Genomic DNA, 19,324 nt, shown 5'->3' with positions numbered 1-19,324 from the left:
CCCCGATACGCCCAAGGATTGTCCCGATGTCGCTGGCCGCCCTCGAAACCACCGTCAACGCCGCGTTCGACGCCCGCGAAGGCATTTCGACCTCGACCAAGGGCGAGGTCCGCGAGGCCGTCGATCACGCGCTGGAACTGCTCGACAAGGGCGAGACCCGCGTCGCCGAGCGCGAGGCCAGCGGCAAGTGGAAGGTCAATCAGTGGCTGAAGAAGGCGGTGCTGCTCTCGTTCCGCCTCAACGACATGACCGCCATTCCCGGCAGCCCGGGCAACGCCTCGTCGTGGGACAAGGTGCCGATGAAGTTCGAGGGCTGGGGCGAGAACCGTTTCCGCGACGCCGGCTTCCGCGCCGTGCCGGGCGCGATCGTGCGCCGCTCGGCCTTCATCGCCCGCAACGTCGTGCTGATGCCCTCCTTCGTCAATCTCGGCGCCTATGTCGATGAAGCCACCATGATCGACACCTGGTCGACGGTCGGCTCCTGCGCCCAGATCGGCAAGCGCGTGCACATCTCCGGCGGCGTCGGCATCGGCGGCGTGCTCGAGCCGCTGCAGGCCGAACCCGTGATCGTCGAGGACGACTGCTTCATCGGCGCGCGCAGCGAGGTCGCCGAGGGCGTGATCGTGCGCAAGGGCGCGGTGCTCGCAATGGGCGTGTTCCTGGGCGCCTCCACCAAGATCGTCGACCGCGAGACCGGCGAGATCTTCGTCGGCGAGGTCCCGGAATATGCCGTCGTGGTGCCCGGCACCATGCCGGCCAAGCCGCTGAAGAACGGCCAGCCCGGCCCGGCGGTCGCCTGCGCCGTGATCGTCAAGCGCGTCGACGAGCGCACCCGCGCCAAGACCAGCATCAACGAGCTGCTGCGGGACTGATCGAACCAATTTCCATCCGACGTCGACAAAACTCCGGGCCGCGAAAATTGCTGCCGCCCGGAGTTTTTTTTCATGGACTGGGCCAATTACCTGTTCGGCTTCAAGGGCCGCGTCAACCGGGCCAAATTCTGGCTCGGCGGCCTGATCATCGTCTGCTGGATGATGTTCCTCGCCCTGCTGGTGGTCTCGGCTGGCCTTGGCGGCAAGGATGGGTTTGGCTTCAATGTCGACGACATCTTCCGGGCGTTCGACCCGGACAGCTACAAGTCGCTGACCTCTGCCGGACTGCCGGCATTGCTGGTCAAGGCCAGCGGCACGGCGCTGTTCGTCTGGGTCTATATCGCGGTCTCGATCAAGCGCCTGCACGACCGCGACAAGAGCGGCTGGTGGATGGTCCCGTTCTTCGCGATCCCCGGTCTCATGAGCCAATTCTCGGACCGGCTTCCCGATGAATCCTATTGGGTCATGGCCGCGGGCACGATTGTCTTTGTGCTCTATATCTGGGGCTTCATCGAGCTCGCCTTCCTGCGGGGCACGTCATACCCAAATCGATACGGTCCCAATCCGCTGGGAAAAGCCCATGAGAGGCGAGGAGGCGACAGCGGCAGTGGGTCGCGCTCCGGGCGGGGCTGGGATCAGCAGAGCGAACTCGATATCGTGCCTCACAAAGCTGGTCCACCCGCGGTGTGACGTGTTAAGCGAGGCGCATGAATGATGCCGTCTCGATCACCCGCGATCTGGTTCGCTGCCCCTCCGTCACCCCGGCCGACGCCGGCGCGCTCGGCGTTCTCGAAAGCCTGCTGAAGGCGGCAGGCTTCGACGTCCATCGCGTGACGTTCTCCGAGCCCGGCACCGCCGATGTCGACAATCTCTACGCCCGCATCGGCAGCTCCGCGCCGCACATCACCTTCGCCGGCCACACCGACGTGGTGCCGCCCGGCGATGAATCAGCGTGGACGATCGGCGCATTCTCCGGCGAGGTGAAGGACGGCTTTCTCTACGGCCGCGGCGCCGTCGACATGAAGGGCGGCATCGCCTGCAGCGTCGCCGCGGTGCTGCAATATCTGCAGGACCATGGCGGCAAGCCACAAGAAGACGGCAACGGCTCGATCTCCTTCCTGATCACCGGCGACGAGGAAGACGTCTCGATCAACGGCACCGTCAAGCTGTTGAAATGGTGCGCCGAGCGCGGCGAGAAATTCGATCATTGCGTGCTCGGCGAGCCCTCCAATGTCGAGGTGCTCGGCGACATGATCAAGATCGGCCGGCGCGGCTCACAGTCCGGCACGCTGGTGGTCGATGGCGTGCAGGGCCACGTCGCCTATCCGCACCGCGCCTCGAATCCGGTGCCTGACATCTCGCGGCTGATCGTGGCGCTGAGCGACGAGCCGCTCGATCACGGCAGCGCGCAATTCCAGGCGAGCAATCTCGAATTCACCACGGTCGATGTCGGCAACACCGCCGGCAATGTGATCCCCGGCCAGGCACGAGCGAAATTCAACATCCGCTTCAACGACAACCACACCCAGGAGAGCCTGCGGCAGCTGGTCGATGAGCGGCTGGCGACAGCCTGCGGCAACCGCATCCGCGCCCACATCGACTGGATGCCGTCGAACTCGAACGTGTTCGTCACCAAGCCGGGGCCGTTCACCGACCTCGCCGTCGCTGCGATCGAGGAGATCACCGGCCGCAAGCCGGAGCTCTCGACCTCGGGCGGGACCTCGGACGCACGCTTCATCTCCAGCTATTGCCCGGTGATCGAATTCGGCCTGGTCGGCCAGACCATGCACCAGATCGACGAGCGCACGCCGGTGGCCGATCTGGAGAAGCTGACGCGGATATATCGGGGCGTGTTGGACAGGTATTTTGCGTAATCCAGCGGCTCGGCTAGACCAAAACTTCGAAAACAACCCCATGCACAGTAGGGATTGGGGCCACTAATAATCCACCCGCATCAGATAGAGCCCGTCCGGCGGCGCGACCGGGCCGCACGCCGCGCGGTTGCGGGCGGCGAGCGCGGCAAAGAGATCGTCCGCGCTCCAGCGGCCCTCGCCGACCCAGACCAGCGAGCCCACCATCGAGCGCACCTGGCTGTGCAGGAACGAGCGCGCCGACGTCACGATGTTGACGGCGTCGCCGTCGCGCCTGACGTCGAGTTGATCAAGCGTCTTCTCCGGCGACTTGGCCTGGCACTCGGTGTCGCGGAAGGTGGTGAAATCGTGCTTGCCGAGCAACCGCTGCGCGGCGTTGTGCATCGCTGCCGCATCGAGCGCGCGCGGCACGCGCCAGACGCGGCTGATGTCGACCGCGAGGTTCGCACGCGTGTTGGTGATACGATAGAGGTAGTGCCGCCTGGTCGCGGAGAAGCGCGCCTCGAAATCGTCTGATACGATATCCGCCGCCAACACGCCGATCGGATTGGGCCGCAGATGCGCGTTCAGCCCGTCGCGAAAACGGCCGGGCGGAAAATGCTTGGCGATGTCGCAATGCGCGACCTGGCCGCGCGCGTGCACGCCGGCGTCGGTACGGCCGGCGCCATGGACGCGCACGTCCTCGCCGCAGATCGCTTTCACCGCCGTCTCCAGCGCGCCCTGCACGGTCGGCGCGGTGTCCTGGATCTGCCAGCCGGAGAACGGCGTGCCGTCATATTCGATGGTGAGCTTGTAGCGGGGCATCAGGCGAGCCGCGCAGGCGGCTTCAGCGGCGTGCCGCGCAGAAAATCTGCCGCCTTCATCGGCGCCTTGCCGGCGCGTTGCAGTTCGAGAATCCGGATCGCGCCGTCGCCGCAAGCGATGGCAAATTTGTCGTCGAGCACATCGCCAGGTTCGCCCGAGCCCTTGGCGAATTCGCAACGCAGGATTTTCAGCCGCACCGGCTCGCCTTCGCCGGCGAGCTCGCACCAGGCGCCGGGAAACGGCGAGAGCCCGTGAATGTGCCGCAGCACCGCGTGCGCCGGCTTACTCCAGTCGATCCGCGCCTCGGCCTTGTCGATCTTGGCGGCATAGGTGACGCCGTCCTCGCTCTGCTTCGTAAGCTGCAAGCCACCACGCTGCAGCGCAGCCATCGCGCGCACCATCAAATCGGCACCGAGCGGCGCCAGCGCGTCGTGCAGATCGGATGCCGTCATGCTGTCCGAGATCGGCAGCCGCTCGGCCATCGCGACGTCGCCGGTGTCGAGACCGACATCCATCTTCATCACCATCACGCCGCTCTCGGCGTCACCCGCCATGATGGCGCGGTTGATCGGCGCGGCGCCGCGCCAGCGCGGCAGCAGTGAGGCGTGCAGGTTGAAGCAGCCGAGCCTGGGCGCGTCGAGGATGGCCTGCGGCAGGATCATGCCATAGGCGACGACGACGGCGGCATGCGCGTCATGCGCGCGAAATTCCTCGAGTGCTTCCGGCGTCTTCAGCGTTTTCGGCGTCAGCACGGGAATGCCGAGGCGGCGCGCTTCCTGCTCGACCGGCGTCGGCTGCAACTGCAGGCCGCGCCGCCCGCCCGGCTTCGGCGCGCGGGTGTAGACGGCTACGACCTCATGGCCATGGGCCACAAGCTCCAGCAGCGTCGGCACTGCGAAATCGGGCGTGCCCATGAAGATCAGGCGGAGAGGCATGCGGTCAATTTCTTCCGAGAGGCTCAAACATCCAAGTATTCGTCATGGCCGGGCATGGCCGTCAAGGACGGCGTCGCTTTCGCTCGCCTGTGCCCGGCCATCCACGTCTTTGGCCCCTTGAGAAGTAAGACGTGGATGCCCGGGTCAAGCCCGGGCATGACAGCAGAAGGAACGCCGTCACTCCGCCGCGCGCTTGGCGGCCTTCTCGAATTTCTTGAAGACGCGGTCGCGCTTCAGCTTCGACAGATAGTCCACGAACAGCACGCCGTTGAGGTGGTCGATCTCGTGCTGGATGCAGGTAGCATAGAGCCCCTCGGCATCCTCTTCATGCACCTTGCCGTCGAGATCGGTGAAGCGCAGGCGCACCCGCGCCGGACGCTCGACCTCCTCGTAATATTCGGGGATCGACAGGCAGCCCTCTTCGTAGACCGACAGCTCTTCCGAATACGAAATGATCTCCGGATTGATGAACACCCGCGGCTGCGGCGTGGTCTCGCCGTTCTCGTCGCGCTTGGCGAGGTCCATGGTGATCAGCCGCAGCGGCTGCGCGACCTGGATCGCCGCGAGCCCGATGCCCGGCGCGTCATACATGGTCTCGAGCATGTCGTCGGCGAGCTTGCGGATCTCCGGCGTCACCTTCTCGATCGCCTTCGACACCAACCGCAACTGCTTGTCCGGCAGAATGATGATTTCTCTGATAGCCATGGCCGCGATTTAAGCTGCGGGCATGATGCGGTCAATGCGTTCAGGAACCCCTTAAGGCGGCCTTAACCACGTTTCTTTACACAGCGTTAACCAGGAAAATTAAGGGAGCGTTGACCATAAATGTTCCCTTTTCGTTCGGCGGCGACGCCGAATCGGCTACAACGGCTGGCATGAACGAGATTCTCCTCACGCTTGGCGACCTCCCGGTCCGCGTCTCCGATGCGTTGATCGGCCTTGGCGCGCTGGCGCTGGTGCTGCTGCTGGCCATCGCGGTGGTGATCGCGCGCGCCAGCCGGCGCGGCGCGGAACTGGCGATGGCCCAGGCTATTCGGGCCGACGAGCTGGAGGAGCGGCTCGCCGACATGCTGCGGGCCCAGAGCGAGGCCTCAGGACGGGTCGATGCCATGGGGCAGGCGCTGGCCGGCCGCCAAGCGGAGATGGCCCGTGCCGTCAACGAGCGGCTGGATTCGGTGACCCACCGGGTCGGCCAGTCGATGGAACAGACCACGCGCAACACGATGGATTCTCTGCGCGTGCTGCATGAGCGGCTCGGCATCATCGACCACGCCCACAAGAACCTCAACGAGCTCACCACCCAGGTCACGACGCTGCGCGACGTGCTCGCCAACAAGCAATCCCGCGGCGCGTTCGGCCAGGCGCGGATGGAGGCCATCGTCCAGGACGGCATGCCGAAGGGCTCGTTCGAGTTCCAGTACACGCTGACCACGGGCAAGCGGCCGGACTGCGTGGTGTTCCTGCCCGACCAGCGCCCGCTCTGCATCGACGCGAAATTCCCGCTGGAGGCCATGACCGCGCTGCACGATGCGCGCAGCGACGAGGAGCGCAAATTCGCCAGCCAGCGGCTGCGCGCCGACGTGCTGAAGCATGTCAGCGACATCGCGGAGAAGTACCTGATCCCCGGCGAGACCCAGGACACCGCGCTGATGTTCGTGCCGTCGGAATCGGTCTATGCCGAAATCCATGACGGCTTCGACGACGTGATCCAGAAGGCCTATCGCGCCCGCGTCGTGCTGGTATCGCCCTCGCTGCTGATGCTGGCGATCCAGGTGATGCAGCAGATCCTGAAGGACGCCCGCATCCGCGACGCCGCCGACCAGATCCGCAACGAGGTGATGCATCTCGGCGATGATCTCGCCCGCCTGCGCGAGCGCGTCCTGAAGCTGCAGAACCATTTCGGCCAGGTGAACGAGGACGTCAGGCAGATCCTGATCTCCGCCGACAAGATCGAGAAGCGCGCCGGCCGCATCGAGGAACTCGACTTCAGCAAGTCCGAGACCCCGATCGAAGTCCCCCGCTTCGTCAAACCCGCCGCCCCCGACCTGTTCCCCGCCCCGCGCAAGCTGCAGGCGGGGGAGTAGTATAGCCCCCGATGTCACCCCATAATCGGTGTCATCGCCCGGCTTGACCGGGCGACCCAGTATCCCAGAGGCGGCAATTGGGAGCACGCTCCTACTACGTCTACATCCTCACCAACCGCATCGGCGGCACGCTCTACATCGGTGTGACAAATGACCTCATTCGCCGCGTCGGCGAGCAGAAGCTGAAATTGGTTGAGGGCTTCACGGAAAAGTACGATGTCGCGAGGCTGGTCTATTTCGAGGTCTTCGACGATGTCGAACAGGCGATCCATCGCGAGAAGCGGCTAAAGAAATGGCCGCGCGCGTGGAAAATATCCCTGATTGAGAAGGACAATCCGGACTGGATCGATCTTTACCCGGAGATCGCCGGTGGCGGCGGATAGGCCTCTGGGATACTGGATCGCCCGGTCGAGCCGGGCGATGACAGTCTTTTTGGGGACGAATCTGGTAACACCGGTTCTATGACAGCACCTGAAGCGACGTCAGACGTGCCTGCAAAGCCGACGCCAAAGCCTGCCGCCACCTCTTGGCGCGACGGCCTCGCCGTATATCTGCAGCCGCGGGTGCTGATCGTGTTGCTGCTCGGCTTCTCCTCTGGCCTGCCGCTGGCGCTGTCGGGCTCGACGCTGCAGGTGTGGATGAAGGAGGCCGGGGTCGATCTCGGCACCATCGGGCTGCTGGCGCTGATCGGCACGCCCTACACGCTGAAATTCCTCTGGGCGCCGCTGGTCGACGCGCTGCATGTGCCGCTGTTCACGCAAATGTTCGGTCGCCGTCGCGGCTGGCTGCTGTTCTCGCAGCTGTTGCTGATCGCGGCGATCATGGTGCTGGCGATGGCCGATCCGGCGCGATCGCCATGGTTCGCGGCACTTGCCGCGCTGCTGGTCGCAACCGCTTCGTCGACACAGGACATCGTGGTCGATGCCTTCCGCGTCGAAAGCCTGCCGGAAAGCGAGCAGGCCGCCGGCATGGCGTCCTATGTCGCAGCCTACCGCATCGGCATGCTGGTCTCGACCGCAGGCGCGCTGTTCATCGTCAGCGGGTTCGAGTCCGCCGGAGTGGCGCGCCCGTCGGCGTGGATGTGGGGCTATGTGGTGATGGCCGCGCTGGTCGTGATCGGCATCGTCACCGCGCTGGCTGCGACCGAGCCGGCCCAATCGAAAGGTGCGGAGGCAGCCACGCATGCGCAGACCGCAGCCGAACGCGTATGGCACGCGGCGCTCGGCGCGTTCTCCGAGTTCCTCAGCCGCAAGGACGCATTCGCGGCGCTCGCCTTTGTGGTGCTGTTCAAGTTCACCGACGCGTTCTCAGGCACCATGACCGCACCGTTCGTGATCGACATCGGCTTTTCCAAGGTCGATTACGCGGCGATCGTGAAGGGCGTAGGTCTTGCCGCAACCCTGATCGGCGGATTTGCCGGCGGCTTCGTGGCGCGGCGCTATTCGCTCGCCACCAGCCTCTGGATCGGCGGTGTGCTGCAGGCGATCGCCAACCTCTCGTTCTCCTGGCTCGCGCATGTCGGCGTCGATCAATGGGCGCTCGCGCTTGCGATCACGGCGGAGAACTTCACCAGTGCGATCGGCACCGTGATCTTCGTCGCTTATCTCTCGGCGCTGTGCCGCAACCCGCTGCACACCGCGACCCAGTATGCGCTGCTCACGGCGCTCGCGGCGGTCGGCCGCACCTATCTGTCATCGGGCGCGGGCTATGTCGCCAAGGCCGTTGGCTGGCCGGTGTTCTTCGCGATCTGCGTGCTGGTCGCGATCCCAAGCCTGATCCTGCTCGCCTGGCTGCAGCGCCGCGGGCATTTTGACGAGCTGGGGCCGGTGCGGGTTTAAGCCTCCGCTGTCGTCACCCGCGAAAGCGGGTGACCCAGTATTCCAGAGACAGTTGTGCTTGAATCGAGAGGCCGCGGCGTGCTGAATCGCCCGGTCGAGCCGTGCGTGACACTGCAATTGAGGCACGGCCCTACTTCGCGACCACGCTCCACTTGGTGACGATGGCTTCGCTCATCTGGCCGGCGTCCTGGGCGCAGGCGACCTCGTCGACCTTCACCGAGATTTCCTTGCCGGTGAAACTCTTCAGCTGCGCGGCCTGGGCGTCGTTGGTCGGAATGAGCTGGAAGGTTTCCGGCCCGGTCTCGAGGTTGCAGAGACCGTTCGGCGGCGGCAGGCGGCGCGGCTCGCTGGTGATCTGGTAGGTCGCGACGCGCTTGCCACGGTTCTTGGCATCGCGCACCTTCAGGGCGCTGAGTTCCCCCGACAGCACGTCGCCGGTCCGGATCATCTTGCCGGGCTTCTGCGGCGCGTCGCTCTGCTGCGCAATGGCGCAAGGCGCGGCGAAGGTGGCCGCCAGAAACGCAAAGCCCAAGCGTACGCCGAATCGCTGTGTCGTCATTTTCAGGAGTTCCGTATCTAGATTCGTCCGAGCGTGAATGACCGTCCCCGAATCGCCGTCCACCCTATCATTTTGTTTCAGCGCGATCTTTTCGGCTTGTCACCGAACGCCTGGCGTCTGCCGCTGGGTTCGGCCGCCGGATCGCGCGCTAGAACAGCGTCCGCTGCCGCATGGCTGCGGATAGCGTACCTTCATCGAGGTAATCAAGCTCTCCGCCGACCGGCACGCCATGCGCCAGCCGCGTCACCCGCACATTGGCCTCCGACAGCAGGTCGGTGATGTAATGCGCGGTGGTCTGGCCGTCGACGGTCGCATTCAGCGCCAGGATGATCTCGCTGACCTCAGGCGCATGCGCCCGCGCCACCAGCTGATCGATGGTGAGATCCTGCGGGCCGACTCCGTCGAGCGGCGACAACGTTGCGCCAAGCACGTGATAGCGGCCATTGGTCGCATTGGCGCGTTCCAGCGCCCAGAGATCGGCGACATCGGCGACCACGACGATGATCGAGGGATCGCGGCGCGGATCGGTGCAGACCGTGCAGGGATTTTGTGTATCGATGTTTCCGCAGGTCTTGCAGACCTGGATCTTGTCGATGGCGACCTGCAACGCCGCGGTCAGCGGCGTCATCAGGGCTTCGCGCTTCTTGATCAGGTGCAGCGCCGCGCGCCGCGCCGAGCGCGGGCCAAGCCCGGGCAGCCGCGCCAGCAACTGGATCAGGCGTTCAATCTCGGGGCCGGCAACGCTTGCAGCCATTTAGGTCGGACCAAATCCCGGCGGCAGGCTGAGCCCGCCGGTGATAGCCATCATCTTCTCCTGCATCGCGGTCTCCGCCTTGCGGCGGGCGTCGCCGAGCGCGGTGACCAGCAAATCCTCGAGCACCTCGCGTTCCTCCGGCTTCATCAGCGACGGATCGATCTTGATGCCCTTCACTTCCATCTTGGCGGTCATGCGCACCGCGACCAGGCCGCCGCCGGAAATACCCTCGACCTCGACATTGCCGAGTTCGTCCTGCATCGCCTGCATCTTGGATTGCAGCTGCGCTGCCTGCTTCATCATGCCGAGAAAATCAGCCATGCGTGCGTTCCTATAATCTGATCAATCGTCGTCGCTGTCGGAAGTTTCAATCGGGTCTTCGCCGGTCGCATCCGCTACCGGAACCTCTGCGGCCAGGCGGCGGACCTCGACCACTTTCGTGCCGGGAAAGCGCGCCAGCACCTCCTGCACGCGCGGATCGGCCTCGGCGGCGCGCTGATGCTCGCTGCGCGCGAGTTCGTTCTGCGAGCGTACGGTGGGCTGGCCGGCCTCGTTAGAGATGATCACGGTCCAGCGCCGTCCGGTCCACAGTTCGAGCTTGCGCGACAGATCGGTGACGAGCGCGCGCTGCGCCTTCGGCTCGAGCGCGATCTCGAGCTGGCCATCCTCGATGCGCACCGGCCGCACGTCGGCCTCCAGCGCACTCTTGGTCATGATGTCGCGCTTCTCGCCGGCGAGCGCGATCAGTTGCGGGAAGCTAGTGATCCGCAGCGCCGGCGCGGCATCGGCAACCGGCGCCGCCATCTGCGGACGCGCGGCCAGATCGGCGCGTGGCGCCCCCTGCGGGGCACGCATCGGCACTGAGGGCATCGCAGACATCGCCGAGGACGGCGCGCCGCGCGACGGCTGTGACGCGGCCGAGCCTGACGTCGCGGGCGCGGCGCCACCACCGTTCTGCTCGATCATCATCCGGATCGCCTCATCCGGCGTCGGCAGATCGGCGACATAGGCAATCCGCACCAGCACCATCTCGGCGGCAGCGGCAGGCCGCGTCGCAGTCTGCACCTCGGCAATGCCCTTGAGCAGCATCTGAAACATCCGTGACAGCACCCGCATCGACAGTTTTGCCGCGAACTCGCGTGCACGCACCCGCTCGGTCTCGCCGAACGCGACATTGTCGGCGGTTGCCGGCACGACCTTCACGCGGGTGATGAAATTGACGAACTCGGCAAGGTCGGACAGCACCACGACCGGATCGGCGCCGACGTCATACTGCGCGCGGAATTCCGCGAAGGCGCTGGCGAGATCGCCGCGCGCCAGCGAATCAAAGAGATCGATGACGCGGGTGCGATCGGCAAGGCCGAGCATCTGCCTGACCGCGTCGGCCTTCACGTTGCCCGCGGCATGCGCGATCGCCTGGTCGAACAGCGACAGCGAGTCGCGCACCGAGCCTTCCGCCGCGCGCGCGATGATGCCGAGCGCCTCGGGCTCGACCTCGACGCCCTCCTTCGCGGCAATATTGCCGAGATGCTTCATCAGCACGTCGGCCTCGACGCGGCGCAGATCGAAGCGCTGGCAGCGCGACAGCACCGTGATCGGCACCTTGCGGATTTCGGTGGTGGCGAACACGAATTTGGCGTGCTCCGGCGGCTCCTCCAGCGTCTTCAGGAAGGCGTTGAAGGCCGCGGTCGACAGCATGTGGACTTCGTCGATGATGTAGACCTTGTAGCGCGCGCTCGCCGGCGCATAGCGCACGCTGTCATTGATCTGGCGGACGTCGTCGACGCCGGTATGGGACGCGGCGTCCATCTCCAGCACGTCCATGTGCCGGCTTTCCATGATCGCCTGGCAGTGCACGCCGAGGTCGGGCATGTGGATGGTCGGCCCCTTCACCGAGCCGTCCGGCTTGGCGTAGTTCAAGGCGCGGGCGAGGATGCGCGCGGTGGTGGTCTTGCCGACCCCGCGGACGCCGGTGAGGATCCAGGCCTGCGGAATCCGCCCGGTCTCGAATGCGTTCGAGACGGTGCGGACCATGGCCTCCTGGCCGATCAGATCCTCGAAGCTGGAGGGGCGGTATTTGCGGGCGAGAACGCGGTACGGCTTTGCGGTCTCCGGCGCTCCCCCGAGATCAAAACCGCTCTGGCCTGCGCCTTCGGAGGGATGGGAGGGGGCGCCAGCGTCATTCATGCGTCGATCCGCAACTTGGGAATTGTCTCTTGCAGCCGGCGTGCGGATAGGAGCCGAAATCAAGCGCCGGGCGCGGAGACCGCCATTCCAGCACGATTCGCTCGGAAAAACAGGTAGGAGACTGACGAGCGACCCGATCCGGACCTCGTTAGGGCTGCTTCCTTCCGGACCTGACCCGGTTGGCGAGTGGCTCGTCCACCGCCAATCTCCCGGTCCCTATTTGGGGCCAAAACCGTCGGAAAGCAAGCGGCCTGACCGTGCTTTGTGGGACTTGTGTGGGAACACGGAAAGGCATTATTTGCCCCTCATGTCCGGCTCCAATTGGTCGCTGCATTCGCAGCTCAAGAAAGACACCATCGACATCGGCGACCTGCCGCTGTGCAAGGTGCTCGTCATCAAGGATGCGCATTATCCCTGGCTGCTGCTGGTGCCACGGCGCGACGGCGCGGTCGAGATCATCGACCTCGACGAGGTCGAGCAGGCGCAGCTGATGACGGAGATCACCCGCGTCTCGCGGGCCCTGAAAGAGGTCACCAAGTGCGACAAGCTGAATGTCGCCGCGCTCGGCAACCTCGTCCCGCAGCTTCACGTCCATGTCATCGCGCGCCGTACCAGCGACGCTGCATGGCCGCGTCCCGTTTGGGGCGTGATGCCGCCGCTGGCGCATGACGCCGAGGAAGTGCAGAATTTCATCAGCGCGCTTCGCCGCAAGATCTGGTTGGGTTGAACTCCGATGTCCGCATTCGATTCCTTTCCGCTCGGCCAGCCGGCCTTCGTCACCCATGTGCTGGACCGCGCCGCGCATCTGCGCAGCGATGACGAAAAACTGTTTGCGCTCGAAGGCCACCGCGAGGCCCGCGCCTATGTGATCTATCGCGACTCGCTGGTGGTGAAGCAGGAGGAAGGCGGCGCCCGCGCACTGCTCTCGCTGGAGGAGGCGCGCAGCTTTGGCGCCAATCCCGGCACGATCTTCCTGGGCTTGCGCGATGCCGCGCCGATCTTCGGCATGGGGATCGCACCGCAAGCCGCGGAGAAGCTGCTCGGACGCGGCGACGTCGCGATCACCGAATTGCGCGGCATGGCGATGCAGGGCGTTGTGCCGCCCGAGCAGCTCTCGGCGATCGCAATGGCGAAATCCATGGTGACCTGGCACCAGCGCCACGGCTTCTGCGCGAATTGCGGCACCCGCACGGCGATGAAGGACGGCGGCTGGAAGCGCGTATGTCCGAGCTGCAAGGCCGAGCACTTTCCGCGCACCGATCCGGTCGTGATCATGCTGGTCACGTCAGGCGACAAGGTGCTGATGGGACGGCAGAAGCAGTTCATGCCCGGCATGTATTCCTGCCTCGCCGGCTTCGTCGAGGCCGCCGAGACCATCGAGGATGCGGTCCGGCGCGAGATTTTCGAGGAGGCCGGCATCCGCTGCACCGACGTCAATTACTACATGACGCAGCCCTGGCCCTATCCGTCATCGCTGATGATCGGCTGCACCGCGCGTGCGACCAACGAGGACATCGTGGTCGACCGCACCGAGCTGGAGGATGCGCGCTGGTTCGACCACGCCGAGGCGACGCTTATGCTCAAGCGCCAGCACCCCGACGGCCTTGCCGGTCCGCATCCGTTCGCGATTGCCCATCATTTGCTCGGGCGCTGGGTGCATCACCGAAACCCGTTGGACCAGTAGCGGGAACCGGACATCGTTCTGCCGATTAGTCCGAGCACTGCTTGTGGCAGTTGACGGAACCATTGCGACGGACCCCTGCATGAATTTTCCGAACGGCGCCCCGAAAGTCCCGCCCCGCATCCTCTGCATCGGCCTGCCGGTGCGCGACCTGACCTTTCGCGTCAATGTCCCGGCGCGCGGCTCCAAGGAGAATGCGACGCATTTCGACGAGATCTGCGGCGGCAATGCGCTGAACGCCGCGATCGGCATCGTCCGGCTGGGCGGCCGCGCCTCGATCTGCGGACCGATGGGCGATTCGCGGGAGACCTCGAGCCGCTACATCTTCGACAAGCTCGGCGAGGAGGGCATCGAGACCAACCATCTCATCCACATGCCGAACCTGGTCACCCCGATCTCGGCGATCATGATCGACGCCACCGGCGAGCGCACCATCGTCACCTTCCGCGATCCCGAGCTTTGGAAGGTCAAGCTGCCGCCGACCGAGCTACTGCTGGAGGATTGCGCGGCGATCCTGACCGAGAGCCGCTGCGCACCGTTCTGCACCGAGCTGTGCGCCGAGGCCGTCAGGCGCGGCATTCCCGTGGTGGTCGACGTCGACCGCGCGATGTCGATGCGGGAAGGGCTGCTCACCGCCTCCTCGCATCTGGTGTTTTCCAGCGAGCCGCTGCAGGAGACCGCCGACGTCACCGACGACGGGCAGGCGCTGCAGAAGCTCGCCAAGCTGACCCCCTCCTTCCTGGCCGGCACCCGCGGGCCGATGGGCACGATCTGGCTCAACGAGCAGGGCGAGCTCGACGAAACCCCCGCCTTCCCGGTCCACACCGTCGACACGCTCGGCGCCGGCGACGTCTTCCACGGGGCATTTGCGCTGGCCATCACCGAACAGCAGGAGCTACGGCAGGCGCTTCGCTTCGCCTCAGCCGCCGCAGCGCTGAAATGCACCCGCTTCGGGGGTGCTTATGCCGCACCGCAACGTGCTGAAGTTGAAGCGTTTTTGGGCGAACACGCCGAGGCCCGGCCGGCCTGACCGGCCACGACCCGCTTGATTTGGAAGATTTTTCTCTATATGAGGGAGATTGAACCTTCATGTGGAACTTTCTTCTATGACCGATGTCGCCATCCAGCTTCATGACAACAACCGCCGCCTCGATGCGATCGACCGCAAGATCCTGACCGTGCTGCAGGAGGACGCCTCGCTCTCCGTCGCCGAGATCGGCGACCGGGTCGGGCTGTCCTCGACACCGTGCTGGAAGCGCATCCAGCGGCTGGAGGCCGATGGCGTGATCCTGCGCCGCGTCGCGCTGGTCGACCAGAACAAGATCGGGCTCGGGATTTCGGTGTTCGTCTCGGTCGAGAGCGCCGACCATTCGGAGGCGTGGCTGCGCAAATTCGCCGACGCCGTCAGCGCCATGCCCGAGGTGATGGAATTTTACCGGATGGCCGGCGACGTCGACTACATGCTGCGCGTCGTGGTCGCGGACATGCAGGCCTATGACGTCTTCTACAAGAAGCTGATCTCGGCGGTGCCGCTGAAGAACGTCACCTCGCGCTTTGCGATGGAGAAGATCAAGTCGGTCACGGCGCTGCCGGTGCCGGCGGCGTAAGCACCACCTTCTCAACTGTCATCGCCCGGCTGGCCGCCTGCCGAGCTGTCATCGCCCGGCTTGACCGGGCGATCCAGTACGCCGCGGCCTCTCGGCTCAATCACTACCGTCTCTGGAATACTGGATCACCCGCATGCGCGGGTGATGACACCGTTGTTGGCCGCGAGCAGCGCGCTCTCAAATCTTCTGATTGTACTCGCCGACCTCGGGGTGAGTGCGCAGCACGGAATCCATCGCCTCGAACAGGTCGTGCATGCGCTGCTCGCTGACCGGGCTTTCCACCACGACCACGAGCTCCGGCTTGTTCGAGGATGCGCGCACCAGGCCCCAGCTGCCGTCCTCGACCGTGACGCGGACGCCGTTGACCGTGACGAGATCGCGGATGTTCTGGCCTGCGACCTGCGCGCCCTTCTGTTGCAGCGTCTCGAAGTGCTTCACCACGGCGTCGACGACGCCGTATTTCGCCTCGTCGGCGCAATGCGGCGACATGGTCGGCGACGACCAGGTCTTCGGCAGCGCTTCCTTCAGGTCGGCCATCGACTTGCCGGGGGCGCGGTCGAGCATCTCGCAGATCGCGATCGCCGACACCAGGCCGTCGTCATAGCCGCGGCCGAACGGCTTGTTGAAGAAGAAATGGCCGGACTTCTCGAAGCCGGCGAGCGCGCCCAATTCATTGGTGCGACGCTTCATGTAGGAATGACCGGTCTTCCAGTAGACCGTCTTCGCGCCCTGCTTCTGCAATATGGGGTCCGTCACGAACAACCCGGTCGACTTCACGTCGACGACGAACTGTGCATTCGGGTTGATCGCCGACATGTCGCGCGCCAGCATGACGCCGACCTTGTCGGCAAAGATCTCCTCGCCGGTGTTGTCGACCACGCCGCAGCGATCACCGTCGCCGTCGAAGCCCAAACCCACGTCAGCCTTGTGCTCCAGCACCGCATCGCGGATCGCGTGCAGCATCTCCATGTCTTCCGGATTCGGATTGTATTTCGGGAAGGTGTGATCGAGCTCGGTGTCGAGCGGGATCACTTCGCAGCCGATCGCCTGCAGCACCTGCGGCGCGAACGCACCCGCGGTGCCGTTGCCGCAGGCCGCCACCACCTTCAGCTTGCGCTTCAGCTTCGGCCGATTGGTGAGGTCGGCGATGTAGCGCGCCGGATAGTGCTCGTGAAACAGGTAGGAGCCGCCGGTCTTGTTGTCGAACGCGGCGTTGAGCACGATCTCCTTCAGCCGGGTCATCTCGTCGGGGCCGAAGGTGAGCGGGCGGTTGGCGCCCATCTTGACGCCGGTCCAGCCATTGTCGTTATGCGATGCGGTGACCATCGCGACGCAGGGCACGTCGAGATCGAACTGCGCGAAATAGGCCATCGGCGTCACCGCGAGCCCGATGTCGTGCACCTTGCAGCCCGCGGCCATCAGGCCCGAGATCAGCGCGTATTTGATCGAGGCGGAATAGCCGCGGAAGTCGTGACCGGTGACGATCTCCTGCTTGACGCCGAGCTCCGCGATCAGCGCGCCGAGCCCCATGCCCAGCGCCTGCACGCCCATCAGGTTGATCTCCTTGTTGAACAGCCAGCGCGCGTCGTATTCGCGAAACCCGGTCGGCTTCACCATCGGCTCGGATTCGAAGGCATAGGTGTTCGGGACCAGCGCGGATTTCGGCTTGGGAAACATGGATCGGCCTTATGGTCATGCAGAGGGTATCGCCGCAGCCTTTAGCGAATGCGCAGGCCGGGCGAAAGCTGAGACTGCGGCTGGTGGCCGACAATTACGGCGGAAATGGCGGCGATATCGGGTCGCCGCGGATACCCCGAAAGGGCTGGATTTATTGCTCCAGCAACAACTTGCCGTTGGCGTATTCGAAGCGCTTCAGCTTCGACAGGAAGGACAGGCCGAGCAGGTTTTCGGACAGCGCCTCGTCCGGCAGCACCAGGGCGTCGACGTCGCGCACGGTGAGGCCGCCGAGCTCGATCATGGCGATGCGCGTGCGCGCGGCCTTGATGGTGCCGTTGGCGGTGGTGACACGCGAGGTGTAATCGCCCGGCACCGGTCGCAGGCCGAACCGCGCGGCCGAGGTCTCGTTCAGGGCCACCACGGAAGCGCCGGTGTCGACCATGAAGTAGATGCGCTGGCCGTCGATCCGGCCGTCGGTCGCGAAATGGCCGCGGGGATCGGGCGCAATGCTGAGCGTGCGGGAGCTGGCCTGCGCCACCGTGACGGCGGGGGCGATGGTCTGCTTTGCGGTGGTCGCGGCGGCGGGCGACATCTTGCTGGCCATCTGTGCCATGAAGGTGCCCAGCCCGATCAGGATGGCCGCGAAAATCATCAGGTTACGCATGACACCATACTCGGAAAACCGAACACGCAATTTCACCACGCCGCACGCCCCGCCGCGAGCAAGCGCGGCAACGCGAGGCTCCCATTTTGGCGAAAAGGATGAGCGAAGAGTTAATGCCAGCCCGTGAGAGGTGGCTGAACGACATCGGCCGCCTCTGACGGAAGGATTTTGCCGGCTTTCAGGCCGACTTTCAGGCCGTCTTGGCAACCGGGCTCGGCATCGCAACGCGCAGCGCGTAGTAGACAGCGCCCGCGATTCCGCCCCCGAAGAACCAGCCATAGACCGCCCACCACGCCGGCAGGATCGAGGTGAAGTTCGGCAGCACCGACGAGAACAGGGCGCCGATGGCAGCTGCGATCAGCGCGCTGACGTTCCAGCCGTTCTGAAAGCGATATTCGCCGTTCTCCTGATACAGCGCCGGCACGTTCACGCGACCTTTGGCGATCAGATAGTAGTCGACCATCATGATGCCGAAGATCGGTCCCATCGTCGCGCCGATCAGTCCGACGAACGAGGCGGCGTTGCCCTCCCAGGGCGCGAACGGATACAGCGCCAGCGCGATCAGCGCCGCGATGTAGCCGCCCTTCTTGAAGTCGATATGCCGCGGAAACACGTTGGAGAAATCGAACGCCGGCGAGACGAAATTGGCGACGACGTTGATGCCGAGCGTTGCCACCGCAAAGGTGACCGCAGCGAGCAGCGCCAGGAACCAGCTGTCGAACTTCGCCGAGATCTGGTCAGGATGCAGCAGCACCTCGTGATAGACGTTGAACGCCGCGATCGTGGTGACGCCGGCGACCAGCGAGAACAGGATCAGATTGACCGGCAGGCCCCAGATATTGCCCTTGCGCAGCGCGTGCACGTCCGGCGCATAGCGCGAGAAGTCGCAGAAGTTGAGATAGAGCGCGGCGAAATAGGTGATCCAGGTCGCGGCGACGGCGCAGAGCGCCGGGAACGAGCCGGGCACGCCGGGCACGCCGGCTTCCTTGGTCTTCTCCAGCAGCACATCCTGCGGGATCGGCGCCGTGAGCGAGATGCCGCCGGCCGCGATGCAGAGATAGACCGCGAGGATCAGCATCATCAGCCACACCGCCGGCCCTGCCCAGTCCTGGAAGCGGCGCACCGTTTCCATGCCGCGCTGGATGATCAGGAGCTGCAGCGCCCAGATCACGACGAAGCAGATCACCTCGAGCGTGGAATGGCCGAGCATGTGGCTGGACTGGTGGAACGCCTTGAAGCTGTCGATGCGCGTCAGCAGCGCGACGATCGCGCCCGAGGCCGCCGCGGTCTGCGCGCCGTACCAGAAGCAGGCGACGATGGCGCGGACCAGCGCCGGAATGTTGGCGCCCCAGATCCCGAACGAGGCGCGTGCCAGCACCGGATAGGGCACGCCGGTCCTCACGCCGGCATTGCCGATCAGGCTCATCAGCACGAAGATCACCAGCGAGCCGGCACCGATCGCGAGGATGAAATTGACGAAGCTGCCGCAGAGCAGGAACAGGCTGGCGGCGAGATAGTAGCCCCACAGGCTGTGCACGTCCGACGTCCAGACGTTGAAGATGCTGAAGGCGCCCCAGTTGCGTTCCCTGGCCGGCGCGAGGTCTTCGTTGTAGAGCGACGGCGATGCGTTCTTGATCTCCAGGTTCTTGATCTCCATGGCAGCGTCCCCAAAATGCGAGCCCGTGATCCCGGCGCGCAAATCTAACCACCGTTTGCAGGCGCTCGCCAGCGCAACCGATCAAGCATCATCCGGAAAACAGAGACTCGGTGTCGTCCCGGCGAAGGCCGGGA

General features: G+C 65.1%; 20 protein-coding genes and 1 other RNA gene. 10 read left to right on the top strand and 11 right to left on the bottom strand.

Going from position 1 to position 19,324, the window contains the following annotated elements; genetic code table 11:
• Window positions 1-26: 26 nt before the first annotated feature.
• From dapD to dapE, 3 genes are all read left to right on the top strand, one after another.
• Window positions 27-872, top strand: coding sequence for a 2,3,4,5-tetrahydropyridine-2,6-dicarboxylate N-succinyltransferase (gene dapD, locus G6P99_RS04135; RefSeq protein ID WP_029083629.1), 846 nt, complete (start codon window positions 27-29; stop codon window positions 870-872).
• Window positions 873-944: 72 nt separating this feature from the next.
• On the top strand, window positions 945-1,562 hold the full coding sequence (locus tag G6P99_RS04130; protein WP_029083628.1) for a DUF805 domain-containing protein: 618 nt from the start codon (window positions 945-947) through the stop codon (window positions 1,560-1,562).
• A gap of 17 nt (window positions 1,563-1,579) precedes the next feature.
• Window positions 1,580-2,746 carry a succinyl-diaminopimelate desuccinylase gene (dapE, locus tag G6P99_RS04125; protein ID WP_029083627.1) on the top strand — a complete coding sequence of 389 codons (1,167 nt, stop codon included), beginning with the start codon at window positions 1,580-1,582 and terminating at the stop codon, window positions 2,744-2,746.
• Between the two features lie 63 nt (window positions 2,747-2,809).
• Here dapE and truA read toward each other — a convergent pair whose 3' ends face one another.
• The 3 genes from truA to def form a co-directional block, all read right to left on the bottom strand.
• Window positions 2,810-3,547 (bottom strand): tRNA pseudouridine(38-40) synthase TruA, encoded by a 738-nt coding sequence (gene truA / locus G6P99_RS04120; RefSeq protein ID WP_029083626.1) that lies wholly within the window; start codon window positions 3,545-3,547, stop codon window positions 2,810-2,812.
• Window positions 3,547-4,482: a methionyl-tRNA formyltransferase gene (gene fmt, locus G6P99_RS04115; protein WP_029083625.1), complete on the bottom strand. Its 936-nt coding sequence runs from the start codon at window positions 4,480-4,482 to the stop codon at window positions 3,547-3,549. The genes truA and fmt overlap by 1 nt, the downstream gene beginning before the upstream one ends.
• 177 nt (window positions 4,483-4,659) lie before the next feature.
• A complete protein-coding gene (def, locus tag G6P99_RS04110; protein ID WP_029083624.1) occupies window positions 4,660-5,187 on the bottom strand; it encodes a peptide deformylase in 528 nt (175 codons plus the stop codon).
• A 170-nt stretch (window positions 5,188-5,357) separates the two neighbouring features.
• On the opposite strand from def, the gene G6P99_RS04105 reads away from it, so the two are divergent.
• From G6P99_RS04105 to G6P99_RS04095, 3 genes are all read left to right on the top strand, one after another.
• Entirely contained in the window at window positions 5,358-6,566 is a 1,209-nt protein-coding gene (locus tag G6P99_RS04105; protein WP_165127335.1) for a DNA recombination protein RmuC, read from the top strand.
• Between the two features lie 77 nt (window positions 6,567-6,643).
• Window positions 6,644-6,949, top strand: a complete 306-nt coding sequence (locus G6P99_RS04100; RefSeq protein ID WP_165127334.1) for a GIY-YIG nuclease family protein — start codon at window positions 6,644-6,646, stop codon at window positions 6,947-6,949.
• A gap of 78 nt (window positions 6,950-7,027) precedes the next feature.
• Window positions 7,028-8,404: an AmpG family muropeptide MFS transporter gene (locus G6P99_RS04095; RefSeq protein ID WP_029083621.1), complete on the top strand. Its 1,377-nt coding sequence runs from the start codon at window positions 7,028-7,030 to the stop codon at window positions 8,402-8,404.
• Window positions 8,405-8,534: 130 nt separating this feature from the next.
• Here the strand turns inward: G6P99_RS04095 and G6P99_RS04090 are convergent, their stop codons facing one another.
• The 5 genes from G6P99_RS04090 to ffs form a co-directional block, all read right to left on the bottom strand.
• Entirely contained in the window at window positions 8,535-8,963 is a 429-nt protein-coding gene (locus G6P99_RS04090; protein WP_029083620.1) for a hypothetical protein, read from the bottom strand.
• Window positions 8,964-9,111: 148 nt separating this feature from the next.
• Window positions 9,112-9,717 (bottom strand): recombination mediator RecR, encoded by a 606-nt coding sequence (gene recR, locus G6P99_RS04085; protein WP_028335942.1) that lies wholly within the window; start codon window positions 9,715-9,717, stop codon window positions 9,112-9,114.
• The gene (locus G6P99_RS04080) at window positions 9,718-10,038 is read right to left on the bottom strand and encodes a YbaB/EbfC family nucleoid-associated protein (RefSeq protein ID WP_029083618.1); all 321 of its coding nucleotides are present in this window, start codon (window positions 10,036-10,038) and stop codon (window positions 9,718-9,720) included.
• A gap of 21 nt (window positions 10,039-10,059) precedes the next feature.
• The gene (locus G6P99_RS04075; protein ID WP_029083617.1) at window positions 10,060-11,904 is read right to left on the bottom strand and encodes a DNA polymerase III subunit gamma/tau; all 1,845 of its coding nucleotides are present in this window, start codon (window positions 11,902-11,904) and stop codon (window positions 10,060-10,062) included.
• Between the two features lie 113 nt (window positions 11,905-12,017).
• Window positions 12,018-12,114, bottom strand: an RNA gene (ffs, locus tag G6P99_RS04070) — signal recognition particle sRNA small type.
• A gap of 97 nt (window positions 12,115-12,211) precedes the next feature.
• On the opposite strand from ffs, the gene G6P99_RS04065 reads away from it, so the two are divergent.
• The 4 genes from G6P99_RS04065 (at window position 12,212) to G6P99_RS04050 (ending at window position 15,192) form a co-directional block, all read left to right on the top strand.
• Window positions 12,212-12,631, top strand: a complete 420-nt coding sequence (locus G6P99_RS04065; protein ID WP_029083616.1) for an HIT domain-containing protein — start codon at window positions 12,212-12,214, stop codon at window positions 12,629-12,631.
• A 6-nt stretch (window positions 12,632-12,637) separates the two neighbouring features.
• Window positions 12,638-13,588, top strand: a complete 951-nt coding sequence (gene nudC / locus G6P99_RS04060) for an NAD(+) diphosphatase (protein ID WP_029083615.1) — start codon at window positions 12,638-12,640, stop codon at window positions 13,586-13,588.
• Window positions 13,589-13,667: 79 nt separating this feature from the next.
• A complete protein-coding gene (locus tag G6P99_RS04055; protein WP_029083614.1) occupies window positions 13,668-14,615 on the top strand; it encodes a sugar kinase in 948 nt (315 codons plus the stop codon).
• A gap of 76 nt (window positions 14,616-14,691) precedes the next feature.
• Window positions 14,692-15,192, top strand: coding sequence for an Lrp/AsnC family transcriptional regulator (locus G6P99_RS04050; RefSeq protein ID WP_024578797.1), 501 nt, complete (start codon window positions 14,692-14,694; stop codon window positions 15,190-15,192).
• 177 nt (window positions 15,193-15,369) lie between these two features.
• Here G6P99_RS04050 and G6P99_RS04045 read toward each other — a convergent pair whose 3' ends face one another.
• The 3 genes from G6P99_RS04045 to G6P99_RS04035 all read right to left on the bottom strand — a co-directional run bounded on the left by G6P99_RS04045 (window position 15,370) and on the right by G6P99_RS04035 (window position 19,190).
• Window positions 15,370-16,869 carry a phosphomannomutase/phosphoglucomutase gene (locus G6P99_RS04045; RefSeq protein ID WP_029083613.1) on the bottom strand — a complete coding sequence of 500 codons (1,500 nt, stop codon included), beginning with the start codon at window positions 16,867-16,869 and terminating at the stop codon, window positions 15,370-15,372.
• Between the two features lie 151 nt (window positions 16,870-17,020).
• On the bottom strand, window positions 17,021-17,533 hold the full coding sequence (locus G6P99_RS04040; RefSeq protein ID WP_029083612.1) for a TIGR02281 family clan AA aspartic protease: 513 nt from the start codon (window positions 17,531-17,533) through the stop codon (window positions 17,021-17,023).
• A 190-nt stretch (window positions 17,534-17,723) separates the two neighbouring features.
• The gene (locus G6P99_RS04035; RefSeq protein ID WP_156928838.1) at window positions 17,724-19,190 is read right to left on the bottom strand and encodes an NCS1 family nucleobase:cation symporter-1; all 1,467 of its coding nucleotides are present in this window, start codon (window positions 19,188-19,190) and stop codon (window positions 17,724-17,726) included.
• Window positions 19,191-19,324 lie beyond the last annotated feature (134 nt).

The sequence above is a fragment of the Bradyrhizobium sp. 6(2017) genome, from assembly GCF_011058295.2.
Lineage (GTDB): Bacteria > Pseudomonadota > Alphaproteobacteria > Rhizobiales > Xanthobacteraceae > Bradyrhizobium > Bradyrhizobium septentrionale.
The sequence above is the reverse complement of the archived record's forward strand: the minus strand, read 5'-3'. Positions and strand labels throughout refer to the sequence as shown.